This is a genomic window from Klebsiella sp. Q2, from assembly GCF_009900705.1.
GTDB classification, from domain to species: Bacteria; Pseudomonadota; Gammaproteobacteria; order Enterobacterales; family Enterobacteriaceae; genus Klebsiella; species Klebsiella quasipneumoniae.
This window is the reverse complement of sequence record NZ_JAAABE010000007.1, coordinates 90,287-106,138: the sequence shown is the minus strand read 5'-3', so window position 1 is coordinate 106,138 and position 15,852 is coordinate 90,287. Positions and strand designations below refer to the sequence as shown.

12 protein-coding genes are annotated in these 15,852 nt (G+C 57.2%); 5 read left to right on the top strand and 7 right to left on the bottom strand.

Annotation, left to right across the window (positions count from 1 at the left end; genetic code table 11):
- The first annotated feature begins 40 nt into the window (after nucleotides 1–40).
- Nucleotides 41–784: a 3'(2'),5'-bisphosphate nucleotidase CysQ gene (gene cysQ, locus GT756_RS22735; protein ID WP_017900585.1), complete on the top strand. Its 744-nt coding sequence runs from the start codon at nucleotides 41–43 to the stop codon at nucleotides 782–784.
- Here cysQ and GT756_RS22730 read toward each other — a convergent pair.
- Nucleotides 774–1,331 carry a YtfJ family protein gene (locus GT756_RS22730; protein WP_004206478.1) on the bottom strand — a complete coding sequence of 186 codons (558 nt, stop codon included), beginning with the start codon at nucleotides 1,329–1,331 and terminating at the stop codon, nucleotides 774–776. The two genes, cysQ and GT756_RS22730, sit on opposite strands and share 11 nt — an antisense overlap.
- Before the next feature lie 324 nt (nucleotides 1,332–1,655).
- Between GT756_RS22730 and GT756_RS22725 the strand changes: the two genes are divergently transcribed.
- Nucleotides 1,656–1,862 carry a DUF1107 domain-containing protein gene (locus tag GT756_RS22725; protein ID WP_002886707.1) on the top strand — a complete coding sequence of 69 codons (207 nt, stop codon included), beginning with the start codon at nucleotides 1,656–1,658 and terminating at the stop codon, nucleotides 1,860–1,862.
- Between the two features lie 61 nt (nucleotides 1,863–1,923).
- On the opposite strand, the gene araC is transcribed toward GT756_RS22725, so the two are convergent.
- The 5 genes from araC to msrA all read right to left on the bottom strand — a co-directional run bounded on the left by araC (nucleotide 1,924) and on the right by msrA (nucleotide 8,444).
- Complete coding sequence (gene araC, locus GT756_RS22720; protein WP_004206480.1) at nucleotides 1,924–2,796, bottom strand: arabinose operon transcriptional regulator AraC; 873 nt, start codon at nucleotides 2,794–2,796, stop codon at nucleotides 1,924–1,926.
- A 30-nt stretch (nucleotides 2,797–2,826) separates the two neighbouring features.
- Nucleotides 2,827–4,836: a beta-galactosidase gene (locus GT756_RS22715; protein ID WP_151629295.1), complete on the bottom strand. Its 2,010-nt coding sequence runs from the start codon at nucleotides 4,834–4,836 to the stop codon at nucleotides 2,827–2,829.
- 18 nt (nucleotides 4,837–4,854) lie between these two features.
- Nucleotides 4,855–6,087, bottom strand: coding sequence for an oligosaccharide MFS transporter (locus GT756_RS22710; RefSeq protein WP_032456891.1), 1,233 nt, complete (start codon nucleotides 6,085–6,087; stop codon nucleotides 4,855–4,857).
- A 200-nt stretch (nucleotides 6,088–6,287) separates the two neighbouring features.
- Nucleotides 6,288–7,625: a hemolysin family protein gene (locus GT756_RS22705; protein ID WP_004206485.1), complete on the bottom strand. Its 1,338-nt coding sequence runs from the start codon at nucleotides 7,623–7,625 to the stop codon at nucleotides 6,288–6,290.
- 180 nt (nucleotides 7,626–7,805) lie between these two features.
- Nucleotides 7,806–8,444: a peptide-methionine (S)-S-oxide reductase MsrA gene (gene msrA, locus GT756_RS22700; protein WP_032456893.1), complete on the bottom strand. Its 639-nt coding sequence runs from the start codon at nucleotides 8,442–8,444 to the stop codon at nucleotides 7,806–7,808.
- Nucleotides 8,445–8,653: 209 nt separating this feature from the next.
- Here msrA and tamA point away from each other — a divergent pair, with 209 nt between their 5' ends.
- The 3 genes from tamA to GT756_RS22685 are packed head-to-tail and all read left to right on the top strand — an operon-like array spanning nucleotide 8,654 to nucleotide 14,507.
- Entirely contained in the window at nucleotides 8,654–10,387 is a 1,734-nt protein-coding gene (gene tamA, locus GT756_RS22695; protein ID WP_057212400.1) for an autotransporter assembly complex protein TamA, read from the top strand.
- A complete protein-coding gene (gene tamB / locus GT756_RS22690) occupies nucleotides 10,384–14,160 on the top strand; it encodes an autotransporter assembly complex protein TamB (protein WP_064187970.1) in 3,777 nt (1,258 codons plus the stop codon). Before tamA ends, tamB begins: the two co-directional genes overlap by 4 nt.
- 2 nt (nucleotides 14,161–14,162) lie before the next feature.
- On the top strand, nucleotides 14,163–14,507 hold the full coding sequence (locus GT756_RS22685) for a gamma-glutamylcyclotransferase (RefSeq protein ID WP_002886724.1): 345 nt from the start codon (nucleotides 14,163–14,165) through the stop codon (nucleotides 14,505–14,507).
- A gap of 144 nt (nucleotides 14,508–14,651) precedes the next feature.
- Here the strand turns inward: GT756_RS22685 and GT756_RS22680 are convergent, their stop codons facing one another.
- Nucleotides 14,652–15,839: a hypothetical protein gene (locus GT756_RS22680; protein WP_160125087.1), complete on the bottom strand. Its 1,188-nt coding sequence runs from the start codon at nucleotides 15,837–15,839 to the stop codon at nucleotides 14,652–14,654.
- Between the last annotated feature and the right edge of the window lie 13 nt (nucleotides 15,840–15,852).

Here is a 15,852-nt window from a genome sequence, read left to right as displayed (position 1 = left end):
AACAACAAGTTAACGCCACTGTAACCAGACGAGGTGGAGAATGTTAGAACAAGTATGTCAGCTTGCACGGAACGCGGGCGATGCCATCATGGAAGTTTACGATGGAAACCAGCCGATCAACGTCGCCAGCAAGAAAGATGATTCTCCGGTCACGGCGGCGGATATCGCGGCGCATAAAGTCATTGTCAGCGGCCTGCAGGCGCTGGATGCCACCATTCCCATTCTGTCGGAAGAGGACCCGCCGGCCTGGGAAGTGCGCCAGCACTGGCAGCGCTACTGGCTGGTCGACCCGCTGGACGGCACCAAAGAATTTATTAAGCGTAACGGCGAGTTCACCGTTAATATCGCGCTGATTGAAAACGGCAAGCCGACGCTGGGCGTGGTCTATGCGCCGGTGATGAAGGTGATGTACAGCGCGGAAAAAGGCAAAGCCTGGAAAGAAGAGTGCGGCGTGCGCAAGCAGATCCAGGTCCGCGATGCCCGTCCACCGCTGGTGGTGATCAGCCGCTCCCATGGCAACGATCCGGAGCTGCAGGAGTACCTTGAGCAGCTGGGCGAGCACCAGACCACTTCCATCGGCTCCTCGCTGAAGTTCTGCCTGGTGGCGGAAGGCCAGGCCCAGCTCTATCCGCGCTTCGGGCCGACCAGCACCTGGGACACTGCCGCCGGCCATGCTGTCGCGGTCGCCGCCGGGGCGCATGTTCACGACTGGCAGGGCAAAACCCTCGACTACACGCCGCGTGAATCCTTCCTCAATCCCGGCTTCCGGGTCTCTATTTATTAAGCAATTTATGCAGCAGGTCGATCACCTGCTGCACCTCTTGCTGAGTGAGCGCGCCGTCTTTGGCCCACTGGATGCGCCCGCTCTTATCCAGCACCACAATCGCCGAGCTCTTCTCGTCCAGCTGCCAGGCTTTTCGCACCAATCCATTGCTGTCGACGATAAATTGCGACCATGGGAAGAGCTTTTTATTGCTTTCGATACTGTTGCGCACAAACATACCGGTGCCCGGGATGGCATCGTCGGTATTGACGATGGTGGTGGTCTGATAGCGATCGTGCGGGAAGCCCGCCGCTTTAATCGCCTCGATCAGATTGGCATTTTTCTCTTTTGCTGACGAGCGTCCGGCGATGTGCTGGACGACGCGCACTTTTCCCGCCAGCTGCGAGCTATTCCAGTTTTTATAGCTAAACTTATCATTATCCAGAATTAATTCGCCCCGATCCGCGACGCCGACCGGCGCCACGCGCTGGCCATCGACAAAGTTATGCGCTGAGGCCAGCAGCGGCACGAGGAGTAACGAGGCGGCCAGTATGCTACGTAGGGTCATACGGTTTCCTTAATCATTTTTTGTGCAGGTGATCCGACCACTTGGTCTCGTTTAATCATAAGTGCGATTGGTGGTGATTACCCGCAATGAGGATGCCAGTTTGCGTGTTGACGCACAAATTAGTCGAAAAACGGCGACTTATACTTACTTCATCGTATGTCTGAAACGAAAATTCTGAATTATTGTCATCAAAGGGTAAATAAACTTATACATACTGGGTCCCTCTGAGATTCTGGACTATAGTTTTAGGGCATTAAAATTTGCGCTCCCGATACGTGGGCTAACTGTGGCACCACAGGAGCGTAACCCTGGCAGGAGAGAAGAATGAAAATTTTCCAACGCTACAATCCGCTGCAAGTGGCGAAGTACGTGAAGATCCTGTTTCGTGGACGGTTGTACATCAAGGACGTTGGCGCATTTGAATTTGATAAGGGCAAAATCCTTATCCCGAAGGTCAAGGACAAGCTGCATCTGTCAGTGATGTCCGAAGTCAATCGTCAGGTGTTGCGTCTGCAAACTGAGATGGCATAACCTGAAACGTAGCAGTACGTAGTAGGTAAAAGACGGCTCCCGATGGGAGCCGTTGATGTTTTTAGCCCTTCATTTCCGCATAGCGTTTGCGATATTCGCCCGGTGGAATACCGTTATGTTTACGAAACAAGCGGGTGAAATAGACCGGATCGCTGTAGCCTACCGATAAAGCAATTTTGTTAAGCGGGAGCGAGGTGCTCTGAATAAGCCACCTGGCGCGGTTGATGCGTTGCGTTTCCCGCCATGCATAAACCGTTTGCCCCAGTTCATTTTTGAAAAGGTGCGCCAGACGTGAAGGGGAGATAAATACCATCGCCGCCAGGGTCTCGATTTTTACCTCCTGCGCAATATGGGCGTTGAGGTAGTCGCAGACGGCGTTAATCCGTGGGTCGTGGGCGTGACGGTTGCTGATGGGCTGTCGCTGAAAACAGTGAAGGATCAATCTTTCCAGGGCGTTCATCGCCAGCGCTTCCGACAGCGGCGCGGATGCCGAGTGATGGCGTATCACTTCGTAGAACAGATCGCGCAGCTGCTGGAGCTGTTCGGGATCGTTAATGGTTGTTTTGCCGATACCGTGAGTGGTTTGGTCCCACTTTAGCCAGTCTATCCAGTAGGGGCGGGGGATAAAGTAGATCCACAGATGGTCCCAATACTCGCTGTGCTCGTCCCTGCCGTAGTGATGGGGCACCCCGGGAGGAAACAGCAGCAGATCGTTTTCCCGGCACAGAAGGAAGCCATCGCCCGCCTTCGCCCGCGCCTGGCCGCGCAGGGTCAGATTAATGATGTAACCTTTCATCCCCTGCGGGCGGTTAATGTAGTAGTCCAGCGTGGAGCCGCGGGTAATCGGCGTGAAGCCTGCGACGACCCAGGCATTGAAGGTAAAGGTCTTCATCAATGGCGAGAAATTGAGTAGCTCATTTATATCCAGTTCCATTCTCTCTCCCACCTGAGCGCCGCCGCGTCGTTAGCTTTCGATGATAGTAAATTCCCAGGCCCTGAGGCGCAACGGCTGGCCGACGTATACTGTCTCCCCGCTCAGCAGCGCGCTACCCGCGGTCTCGCTGACAAATTCCAGCGTCTCGCCGGAGTAATTGAACAGGAAGTGGGTGGTTTTCCCGGCGCGATTACGCATTTTTTTGACCACTAATGGGAAGCGATAGGCGGAAGTGCGCGAGCGCAATGCGAGATCGGCGGTTAGTACATCAAACAGCTGGCTAATCAATCCCTTCTGCGGCAGGAAGCCAACATACATCGCTCGTCCCCGGCCATAATCCGCTTCGGTGGCGGCGGCGTATTCGCCCCATGCCGGATGCTGATAGCGCAGCAAGGTGCGGGTCCCATCATCGGGCGTCAGCAATTCCATCCACAGCTCAGCCTGATTGTCATTGCGGCAATCAATCTCTGCACAGCAAGAGCTTACCGTCGTCCCTTCCGGCAGGGTGAACTGGCTGTAGCTGACGCCGCAGCTCTGCCGCAGGATCCCAGGCTGCGCGCTGCGGCGTACCTTGACGTTTTCATCGCTAAAGCCCGATTTAAAGCCGATAAGCGCTCTGCCGCCCTCGGCGATATAGTGATTGATACGCGCCAGCAGGCCATCATCGGCAGCGTACAGGCCGGGAACGATCAGCACTCGGTAGCGCGAGGTTTCCTCGTTTACATCGTGGATGATGTCGAAGCTGATATTGTGGTCATACAGCGCATCGTGGAAGCGGCGAAAGATATCGTTATAAATGTTGCCCTCGGCATCGCCAGGACGGAAGTGATTGAGGGCGTCCATTGCCTCATTGCTTATCAGCAGCGCAACGTCGTTTTCGGCCTTCAGCTCCGCCAGCTGCGGCGACAGGCGGGCAAAGTCAGCCCCGATAGTGGTGGCCTCCTGCCAGGTCGGGTTACGCGAGAAGTCGTGGCTGAGCAGCCCCTTCCAGTAGGTTTCGAAGGCGTTATGAATCGAATGCCAGTGCCAGTAGGAGACCATGGCGGCGCCGGAGGCGATATGGCTGAACGCCTGCAGGCGCAGCTGGCCCGGGTAGGGAGTCCACTGGGCGAAGCCCTGCGCCTGGGTTTCCAGCACGAAGTAGTTCTGGCCCGGCTTAAGCGAGCGGGTGATGGCGCCGCCAAAGGCGATTTCCCGCCCGGTCAGGTGTGCCTGGCTCGGGTGATAGATATCGACGCCGGCGACATCCAGCGCCTGCGCCGCCGCAAAATGGTCGACCCGCGGCTGCACGCCGTAAGAGTAACCGCGCCATTCAAAATCGAAGTTGTGGGTGACGAACTGGTGCGGTTGGGCGTACTCGCGCACAATCTCCGCCTGCCAGGCCAGATACTCGGTGACCTGCTGGCGCTGATAGCGGGAGAAGGCGCAGGCGAGGCTGGCGTTGATGGTGTTTTCCACCGGCGGAAAATCCTGCCAGCGGTCAATGCGGTTGCTCCAGTAATCCAGACCGAAATCGTGATTCAGTTGTCGGAGGTCTGGATATTTCTCCTGCAGGCTGCGCACGAAGCCCTCCTGCATATAGCGGCCAATATTGTCGTAATGCTTGGTTTCGTTATCCAGTTGCCAGCCGATAATCGCCGGATGGTGTTGCACATGGGCCATCAGCGTGCGGATAATTTTTTCGGCATAGCGGCGAAAGGTCGGGTTGACGATATCCATGATCTGCCGCGGACCATATTTTTGCTGCCCCGCGACGGTGGTGACCAGAATATCGGGATGTTTCGCCGCCAGCCAGGCCGGTACCGCGTAGGTGGGCGTCCCGACGATGACCGCAATGCCGGCCTCATGCATCGCCTCGAGCACCCGGTCGATATGGTAGAAATTGTACTGGCCCTCTTCAGGCTCCAGCGTACTCCAGGTGGACTCGGCGATACGCACCACGTTAATGCCGGTTTCGCGCATTAAGGCGATATCGCTGGCCAGCCGATCTTCCGGCATATATTCATCGTAATACGCCACGCCATAAAATAACTGAGACATGCAGACTACCTCCTGACATTAATTCGCGGGCACGGGTTGTGGAGAGAAGACACGCGCTTTATCCAGCGTGATAAACGAAATGAGCGTGAAGCACAGGGCGATACTGCCGAGCACAATATAGCTGCTGGTAAAGCCCATGCTCTGGTACATATGGCCGATGCCGGTGGAGAGAAAAATAGAGCTAAAGCTTTTTGAAAACTGGAAGCCAATTAAGTAAACCGTCGCGGAAAGCAGGGGGTTAAAGTTAGCGGTAATATATTTAAGCGCCGCGACGAGTAACACCGAGCTTTCAAATCCATGGAGTAGTTTAATCAGGCTGATGGATACCGGGCCAATAGCCCACGCGGAACCGATAATGCGCAAGCTCATAATCAGCCCGCAGTATAACAGCGCATTTTTCGGGCCGATTTTATTCACAAACCATGGCGCAAAGAACATCACGATGGCATCAAGGAAAATCTGACCCGTGGTTAAATAACCGAAGACTTCTGCACCCCGGGCTTTACTCTCAAAGAAATGGCTGTAGTAGATAGCGAACTGCTGGTCATAGGTTTCATAGACCGCCCCGACGCCAATGACATAGAGGGCGAAGAACCAGAATTTTTTAATTTTTAACAACGAGACGGCATCGCGGAGGGTAACCGGCGACGTTTTGCCGGACAGCAGCCCCTGCTTTTGATGGGTGCTGATCTGCATTTTCCAGACAATCACCAGCAGGCAGACGCCTGCTGCGCTGGCCAGCCAGAAAATCATGTTCTGATCGATGCCGTAGAGCTTTCCTGCCGCAAAGGTGCCGATCGCGGCGCCGATGCCGCCGAACATCCGCGCCCGACCAAATTCGAAGCCGGAGGCGCGGCTGACCTTATCGATGTAGGCTTCGCAAATCCCGCAGCCTGCGCCGTAGGCCATGCCAATATAGAGGCCGCCAGCCAGCGCGCCGAGGAACACATTTATTTTTAACAGAGGCGCGAAGACATAGATCCAGTATGGAGCGAATAAGGTGATAATGATCGCCAGCATCCACATCAGATTCTTACGATACACCAGCTTATCCGATATAAAACCGAATAATGGCTGAACGCAGACGGCCACAATGGCAGTGAAAGAATAAACCAGACCGACGTCCGTGTAGTTAATACCGATGGTTTCCGTTAACCACAGTGATAAATAGGGGTAGCAGCATCCCCAGCCTATAAAGAAAAACAGGAAAAACAGACAGCTGATAAAGTAATTTTTATTCGACGTTATCATGGTAACCCTCGCTTCCTTTATTCAGGAATATGATCGTGTAGACGCGAGCAACGTTACCTTTTTGCGCACGGGGGAGTCATAAACGTTTCGCTATCGAGCAGTAATAATCTGCTATCGGCAGAGGGGCGTGAGCCGCTTCACATTCGGGCAATAAAAAGGGCGGATGATCATCCGCCCTTAAGAGAGAGAAAGGATTACGCTCAGGCGTTCTGGCTTTCCGCCGCTTCCGCCTGCTTGGGCACCAGCACCGTGGGCTTGTTATCGATGCGGGTCACCAGCAACTGGTCGATACGGTAGTTATCGATATCCACGACCTCGAACTTATAGCCGGAGAACTTCACCGCGTCGGTGCGTTTGGGGATTTTACGCAGCATAAACATCATAAAGCCGCCGATGGTCTCGTAGTTCCCGGACTGCGGAAACTCGTCGATATCCAGCACGCGCATCACGTCATCAATCGGCGTACCGCCATCGATTAGCCACGAGTTTTCATCGCGGGCGACGATCTGCTCTTCCAGCCCCTGGCCGACGAGGTCGCCCATCAGAGTTGTCATCACGTCGTTAAGGGTGATGATCCCGACCACCAGCGCATATTCATTCATGATCACCGCAAAGTCTTCCCCGGCGGTTTTGAAGCTTTCCAGCGCTTCGGACAGGGTCAGGGTATCCGGGACGATCAACGTGTTGCGGATCTGCACGCCGCCGGTCAGCACCAGGCTCTGGTTCGCCAGCACGCGGTTCAGCAGATCTTTTGAATCGACGTAGCCGATAATGTGGTCGATATCTTCATTACAGACGAGGAACTTCGAGTGCGGGTGTTCGGCCACTTTATTCTTCAGGCTCTGCTCGTCTTCATGCAAATCAAACCAAATGACGCTTTCACGCGGGGTCATGGAGGAAGGAACGGTGCGGGACTCCAGCTCAAAGACGTTCTCAATCAGCTCATGCTCCTGCTTGCGCAGCACCCCGGCCAGCGCGCCGGCTTCGACCACGGCATAGATATCGTCGGAGGTGATATCGTCTTTGCGCACCATCGGCAGTTTGAAGATGCGGAAGATCATGTTGGCCATGCCGTTAAACAACCACACCAGCGGGCGGAAGACTAACAGGCAGAAGCGCATCGGGTTGATGATGCGCAGGGCCACAGTTTCGGGCGCAATCATACCGATGCGTTTCGGAGTCAGGTCAGCAAACAGGATGAACAAGCTGGTGACCAGGGTAAAAGAGATGATGAAGCTCAGTTGCTCGGAGAGCTCCGGTGACAAATACCCGCTGAGCAGGCTATGAAACGCCGGGGAGAAGGCCGCGTCGCCCACGATACCGCCAAGAATGGCGACGGCGTTGAGGCCAATCTGCACGACGGTAAAGAAGGTGCCCGGGTTCTCCTGCATCTTCAGCACCCGCTGTGCGTTGACGTTGCCTTCATCGGCCAGCAGTTTCAGTTTGATTTTACGTGAGGCGGCCAGTGAGATTTCCGATATCGAAAAAAACGCACTGACGGCTATCAGACAGAGTATTACTAAAATACTGTTTAACATATCTTTTCTGACCGTTGAGGTCAGATCCTCGGAAGGGAAGTTGATAACTTAAATGTGGAATACATAAAAAACCGGTCCGAAGGCGCTGGACCGGCTGTCACACTGGGTAGTATAGCGTAAGGGAATGTAAAGCCGCCAGAGCGTTCATTAACCGCCTCGCTGTTGAGGCGGAAATCAGAATTACGCCTGAGGCGGCAGGCAGACGCCAATGCCGCCAATGCCACAATAGCCGTGCGGGTTCTTATACAGATACTGCTGGTGATCGTCCTCGGCATAGTAGAACGGTTTGGCGGTGGCGATCTCGGTGGTGATGTGACGGGTATCGTGCGCGTCGTTCATCGCCGCCTGGAAGCGCGCGAGGCTGGCCTTTGCCGCTTCCGTCTGTTCCGGCGTCAACGGATAGATCGCCGAACGGTACTGGGTGCCGAGGTCGTTACCCTGTCGCATGCCCTGCGCGGGGTCGTGATTTTCCCAGAACACCTGCAATAACTGCTCATAGCTGATGACCTGTGGATCGTAGACCACGCGCACCGCTTCCGCGTGACCGGTCTGGCCGCTGCACACTTCGCGATAGGTCGGATTGGGCGTATAGCCGCCAGTGTAGCCGGCGGCGGTGCTGTAAACCCCCGGCAATTGCCAGAACAGACGTTCAACTCCCCAGAAGCAGCCCATGGCGAACAGTGCCACTTCCATCCCCGCCGGGACGTTGGTCATCGAGTGGCCGTTAACTGCGTGGAGCGTCGCCACTGGCATCGGGGTATTGCGTCCAGGCAGCGCATCCGCCTGGGCGACAAGATGCGTTTTATCAAATAGACTCACGGTGGGCCTCTCAATACAGAAATCGTCGTTAAGGTTGTAACGAAGCGTGTCTTTTAACACAATAAATACGCGTAATACGTCTAGATTAATACATAAGAATTATTTGGGTTATTGCCACTTTTTCAACCCTAAGTTGTTAGGGTTTTGTTAAGCCGTGGAGCGGCGCCAGTGTTTCCTGTAGGGGGAAACAGGGATATTCAGGAGAAAATGTGCTAAAAATCCGCCAGTTATGTGTCACCAGCCTTTTGCTGGTCAGCGGGGTCGCCAGCGCAGCGAATGTGCGTTTGCAGGTTGAGGGATTATCCGGAGAGCTGGAGAAAAACGTTCGCGCCCAGCTTTCCACCATCCAGAGTGATGAGGTCACGCCGGATCGTCGCTTTCGCGCGCGCGTCGATGACGCCATTCGGGAAGGTCTGAAAGCGCTGGGATATTACGAGCCGACGATTGAATTTGATCTGCGTCCGCCGCCGAAAAGGGGCCGTCAGGTGCTGATCGCCAAAGTGACCCCGGGTGAGCCGGTGCGCATTGGCGGAACCGAGGTGATTCTGCGCGGCGGCGCCCGCACCGACAGCGACTATCTGGCGCTGTTGAAAACCCGCCCGGCCATCGGGACGGTGCTCAACCACGGCGATTACGACGGTTTCAAGAGCTCATTGACCCGCGTCGCCCTGCGCAAAGGCTACTTTGACAGCGAGTTCAATAAAAGCCAGCTTGGGGTCTCCCTCGACCGTCATCAGGCGTTCTGGGATATCGATTACGACAGCGGCGAACGCTATCGCTTTGGCCACGTCACCTTCTCCGGATCGCAAATTCGCGATGAATACCTGCAAAACCTCGTGCCGTTTAAAGAGGGCGACTACTACACCTCGCAGGACCTGGCTGAGCTAAACCGCCGCCTGGCGGCGACCGGGTGGTTCAGTTCGGTGGTGGTGGCGCCTGATTTTGCTAAGTCACGGAAAACCAAGGTGCTGCCTCTGCAGGGCGTTGTCTCGCCACGCAAAGAGAACACCGTGGAAACCGGGGTAGGGTTCTCCACAGACGTCGGTCCGCGGGTGAAAGCCACGTGGAAAAAACCGTGGATGAACTCCTATGGCCACAGCCTGACCTCCAGCGTCAGCCTCTCCGCCCCGGAGCAGCAGTTTGACTTCACCTATAAAGTCCCGCTGCTCAAGAGCCCGCTCGAGCAGTACTATCTGATGCAGGGCGGCTTTAAGCGTACCGATCTCAATGACACCCAGGCCGACTCCACCACCTTGGGGTTGTCGCGTTTCTGGGAGATGTCGAGCGGCTGGCAGCGGGCGATTAACCTGCGCTGGAGCCTGGACCACTTTACCCAGGCGAACGTCACCAACACCACCATGCTGATTTACCCGGGGGTCTCGGTGAACCGCACTCGCTCCCGCGGCGGCCTGATGCCTACCTGGGGCGATTCGCAGCGCTACTCGGTGGACTACTCCAACACCATGTGGGGCTCGGACATCAACTTTATCGTGATGCAGGCTCAGGACGTCTGGATCCGTACCCTCTATGACCGCCACCGCTTTGTGGTGCGCGGCAACCTGGGTTGGATCGAAGCGGACAACTTTGACAAGGTGCCGCCGGACCTGCGTTTTTTCGCCGGGGGCGATCGCAGTATTCGCGGCTATAAATACAAATCCATCTCGCCGAAGGACGATGACGGCAAGCTGATCGGGGCCTCGAAGCTGGCCACCGGCTCGCTGGAATATCAGTACAACGTCAGTGGCAAGTGGTGGGGCGCCGTGTTTGTCGATAGCGGCGAAGCGGTCAGCGATATTCGCGAGAGTGATTTCAAAACCGGCGCCGGGGTAGGCGTGCGATGGCAGTCGCCGGTGGGGCCGATCAAGCTGGATATCGCCCGGCCAATCGGCGACAAAGAAGAGCATGGTTTACAGTTTTACATCGGTCTGGGGCCTGAATTATGAGTTTATGGAAGAAGATAAGCCTCGGCGTATTAATCGTGTTGGTTCTCCTGCTGGGCACCGTCGGGTTCCTGGTGGGCACCACCACCGGCTTGCATCTGGTGTTCAAAGCGGCGGATCGCTGGGTGCCGGGGCTGGAAATCGGCAAAGTGACCGGCGGCTGGCGTGATTTAACCCTCGATAATGTCCGCTATGAGCAGCCCGGCGTGGCGGTGACCGCCGGCCAGTTTCATCTCAGCGTCAGGCTGCGCTGTCTGTGGGACAGCAGTCTGTGCGTAAACGACATCTCGCTGCGCGATATTTACGTCGCCGTCGATACGAAGAAGATGCCGCCCTCTGCGCCGGTCGAGGAAGAGGAGAGCGGGCCGCTGAATCTCTCCACCCCTTATCCGATCGCCCTCAGCCGCGTCGCGCTGCATAACGTCAACGTCAAAATCGACGATACCGCGGTCTCCGTGCGCGATTTTTCCACCGGCCTGAACTGGCAGGAGAAAAACCTGACCCTGACGCCGACCTCGCTGCAGGGGCTGCTGATCGCTCTGCCGAAGGTGGCGAAAGTGGCGCAGGAGCAGGTGGTCGAGCCGAAAATCGACAACCCGCGGCCGCAGGAGAAACCGCTCGGCGAGACGATGACCGACCTCTTCTCGCAGCCGGTGCTGCCGGCGATGACCGATGTCCATCTGCCGCTTAACCTCAATATTCAGGCGTTCCGCGGCGAGCAGCTGCGCCTGACCGGCGATACCGATATCACCGTGTACAACCTGCTGCTGAAAGTCAGCAGTATCGACGGGCAGATGAAGCTCGACGCCCTCGACATCGACTCCGATCAGGGCAAGGTCAGCGCTTCGGGCAGCGCCCAGCTACAGGATAACTGGCCGGTAGACATCACCCTCGCCGGAACGCTGAACGTCGACCCGATGAAAGGGGAGAAGGTGCAGCTGAAGGTGGGCGGCGAGATACGTAAAACGCTTAAGGTCGGAGTGGACTTAAGCGGGCCGGTCGCGGCCACGCTGCGGGCGGACGCGCAGCTGGCGGAGGCCGGGCTGCCGCTCAATATGGAGCTGAAAAGTAAGCAGCTCGCCTGGCCGTTCAGCGGCGAGAAGCAGTTCCAGGCCGACGACGTCCAGCTGAAGTTCAGCGGCAAAATGACCGACTATGCGCTGGCCTTCTCCACCGCGGTGAAAGGCCAGTCGCTGCCGCCGGCGAAAATCGCCCTCAACGCCAAAGGCAATGAGCGGCAGATCAATCTCGACAAGCTGACGGTCAATGCCCTGGAAGGGAAAACCGAGCTGAAAGCGCTCCTCGACTGGCAGCAGGCGATCAGCTGGCGCGGCGAGCTGACCCTCGACGGCATCAACACCGCCAAAGAGGTGCCGGACTGGCCATCGAAGCTCAATGGCAGGATCAAGACCCAGGGCAGCCTGTACGGCGGCAGCTGGCAGATGTCGGTGCCGGAGCTGAAAATTACCGGCAACGTGAAACAGAACAAGGTGGATGTTTCGGGCTCGCTGCAGGGCAACAGCTATCTGCAGTGGAAAATCCCGGGGCTGCATCTGGCGTTAGGCCCGAACAGCGCCGATATCAAAGGCGAGCTGGGGGTGAAGGATCTGAATCTCGACGCCACCATCGATGCGCCGCACCTGGATAATGCGCTGCCGGGGCTCGGCGGGACGGCGAAGGGGCTGGTGAAAGTGCGCGGCACTGTCGATGCGCCGCAGCTGCTGGCGGACATCACCGCCCGGGCGCTGCGCTGGCAGGAGCTGACCATCGCCCAGGTCAACGTCAAAGGGGATGTGAAATCCACCGATCAGATCGGCGGCAACCTGGACGTACGGGTGGATCGCATCAGCCAGCCGGGGGTGAATATCAGCCTGGTGCAGCTCAATGCCAAAGGCACTGAGAAGCAGCATGAGCTGCGGCTGCGGGTGCAAGGCGATCCGGTTTCCGGCCAGCTGGCGCTGGCGGGCAGCTTCGATCGTCAGGCCGAGCGCTGGAGAGGCGCGCTAAGCGATACCCGCTTCCAGACGCCGGTGGGGCCGGTGGCGCTGACGCGCAGTATCGCGCTGGACTATCGCAACCAGGAGCAGAAAATCAGCATCGGGCCACACTGCTGGACCAACCCGAACGCCGAGCTCTGCGTGCCTGAGACCATTGACGCAGGCGCCAGCGGGCGGGCGCGGGTGAATCTCAACCGCTTCGACCTGGCGATGCTCAAGCCGTTTATGCCGGAGGCGACCCAGGCCAGCGGCGTCTTTACCGGTAATGCCGATGTCAGCTGGGACACCACCAAAGAGGGGCTGCCGCAGGGTAAAGTGACCCTCAGCGGGCGCAACGTCAAAGTGACCCAGGTGGTCAATGACGCCCCGCTGCCGGTGGCATTCGATACGCTGAACCTCAGCGCCGACCTGCATAACAATCGCGCGGAGCTGGGCTGGCTTATCCGCCTGACCAACAATGGCCAGCTGGATGGGCAGGTGCAGGTCACCGACCCGCAGGGGCGGCGTAACCTCGGCGGCAACGTCAATATCAGCAACTTCTCGCTGGCGATGATCAACCCGATTTTCGCCCGCGGTGAAAAGGCGGAGGGAAGGCTCAACGCCCGTCTGCGCCTGGGCGGCAACGTGAAGAGTCCGCAGCTGTTCGGCCAGATGCAGTTAAGCGGGGTGGATATCGACGGCAACTTTATGCCGTTTGATATGCAGCCGAGCCAGCTGGCGATGAACTTCAACGGCACGCGCTCGACCCTGCAGGGGACGGTGAACACCCGTCAGGGGCAAATCGCCCTCAGCGGCAACGCCGACTGGACGCAGATCGATAACTGGCGGGCGCAAATTGCGGCGAAAGGCAGCCGGGTGCGGATCACGGTGCCGCCGATGGTCCGTCTCGATGTATCGCCGGACGTGGTGTTTACCGCCACGCCAAGCCTGTTCAACCTCGATGGCAAGGTGGATGTGCCCTGGGCGCGGATCGTGGTCAACGAAGTGCCGGAGAGCGCGGTTGGCGTGTCTTCTGATGAAGTGATGCTCGACAAAAACCTCAAGCCGATTAATCAGCAGAGCGCCGGGATCCCGATCAACAGCAACCTGACGATCCACGTCGGCAACAACGTTCGTCTGGAAGCCTTCGGTCTGAAAGCGCGTCTGACCGGCGATCTGAAAGTGGCGCAGGACAAGCAGGGGCTGGGACTCAACGGGCAGATCAATATTCCGGACGGCCGCTTCCACGCCTATGGCCAGGATTTGATTGTGCGCAAAGGGGAACTGCTGTTCTCCGGTCCGCCGGATCAGCCATTACTGAATATCGAAGCAATTCGTAACCCGGATGCCACCGAAGACGACGTGATCGCCGGCGTTCGCGTCACCGGCTCCGCCGATCAGCCGAAAGCGGAGATCTTCTCTGACCCGGTTATGTCCCAGCAGGAAGCGCTGTCTTATCTGCTGCGCGGCCAGGGTTTGAGCAGCGGACAGAGCGATAGCGCCGCGATGACCTCAATGCTTATTGGTATGGGGGTTGCACAAAGTGGTCAGGTTGTGGGTAAAATCGGCGAGACGTTTGGCGTAAGCAATTTGGCGTTGGACACCGAAGGGGTAGGCGACTCTTCCCAGGTGGTGGTCAGCGGCTATGTACTGCCGGGTCTGCAGGTAAAATACGGGGTCGGTATCTTCGATTCCCTGGCGACGCTGACTTTACGTTATCGCCTGATGCCTAAGCTATATGTGGAAGCGGTGTCTGGCATCGACCAGGCGCTCGATTTGCTCTATCAGTTTGAGTTTTAGCAATGCGAATATTTGTTTACGGCAGTTTACGACGCAAACAAGGCAACAGCCACTGGATGACCAACGCCCAGTGGCTGGGCGCTCATAGTGTCGACGATTATCAGCTGTACAGCCTGGGCCACTATCCAGGCGCGGTGCCCGGCGAAGGCACAGTACATGGTGAAGTTTATCGTATTGATGCATCGACGCTGGCCGAACTGGATGCGCTCCGCACCAAGGGGGGCGAGTATGCGCGCCACCTGATTCAGACGCCTTACGGCAGCGCATGGATGTATGTCTATCAACGTTCCGTTGAGGGTTGTACGTTGATAGCGAACGGCAACTGGTTGGATCGCGACCAGTATTAACCATGACAGCGCCACCTTCGGGTGGCGTTGTTTTTTCTGCGCCTACCTCTTACCAGAGCGGAAGATAATCCTTCGCCAGCCACGCTGTGGAAGCCAGCGTCGTCAGCGCGAGGAATACTAATCGTCGTGTTGGGGTGCTGAACATTACATGACCTCCTCTAGCGTGGTAGGAGGGGCAGCCCCCCGCAGGTAACGCCGCATCGCCGATCGCAGCTTCAGCCAGTCAGCCACCCGGTGTGACAATAACCAGGCCGTTGGGCCTATCAGCTCCAGCACCGCCAGTACCCCGCCAAAACAGAGTAACAATAAGGACAGCATGTCCAGTGAATCCTGAACCTGCCACCAGACGCGCCGGCCTGACTGAAGGGCGCTGACGAGTTCTACCCCGAGAAATAACAGATACATCACCAGCGCGAGGCCGTAAAACAGGTAATAGAGCAGCGACAGCTGTCGGCGTCCAGGATAGAGCGGATGGTTTTTTATATAAGCCGCGCCGTCGCTGGCATTGTATAGCGCATGGATCGCCCGGCTGTCGCGCTCGTATACGGCGAGGATGCGATCGCCGGTGGCAAGAAACGGCGGCTGACAACGGTAAAACACCGGATGCAGCGCGAAATTAGCGCAGCCTGCCTGCCACCAGAAGGCCAGCGGCAGGGAACCGAATTGTATCCCGAGACCGTGATATTCCCGGGTCGGATTGCCTGCGTACCACTTCTTAAAGTGGGTGTCGGTGATGATGTCTGCCTGAGCGGCATAGCGTTCCGGCAGGGCTTGCGTAAAAGGCATTGCCGACTGGCGGAGGGCTTGCGTCGTGGCGGGTAGCGGCTGGCAAAAGGAGACGTCGCGGCGGCGAGCCATTGCCATCTTCGCCAGCAGATCGCGCATGGCGGGGTGCCGTTTTAGCGCCGGGTGGAACAGTCGCTCCCAGAGCCCGGTTAACAGCGCGATGAAGGCCAGTATCGCGATAATGCCGCAGCCGAACCTACCCCATTCCGAGGCGCTCACCAGGAGCGGGATAAGGGTGACGATGAGCGTCAGCAGGCTGATAAACAGCAGTGGCCGGGCCCAGCGCTTTACGTGTTGACTGGGCTCAAGGAGCGTTTCGCCATCGCTGAGCCAGTGGATCCAGTAACTGCCGTTGTCCAGGCGGCGGGTGCCAAGATGCAGGGGCTGATTGATCTTCAGACGGTCAAAAAGCGAGGGGTCGTTAAAATAGCGTTTATCGGTATAAAAGACATGCTCGCCGGCGATAAGGCGCAGATACCCCTGTTTTTCAGAGGCGGCGGTCGTGAAGCCAGAAAAGTTAAGAGTGAAATAGCGAACGCTTTTCACGGGACACCCTCCA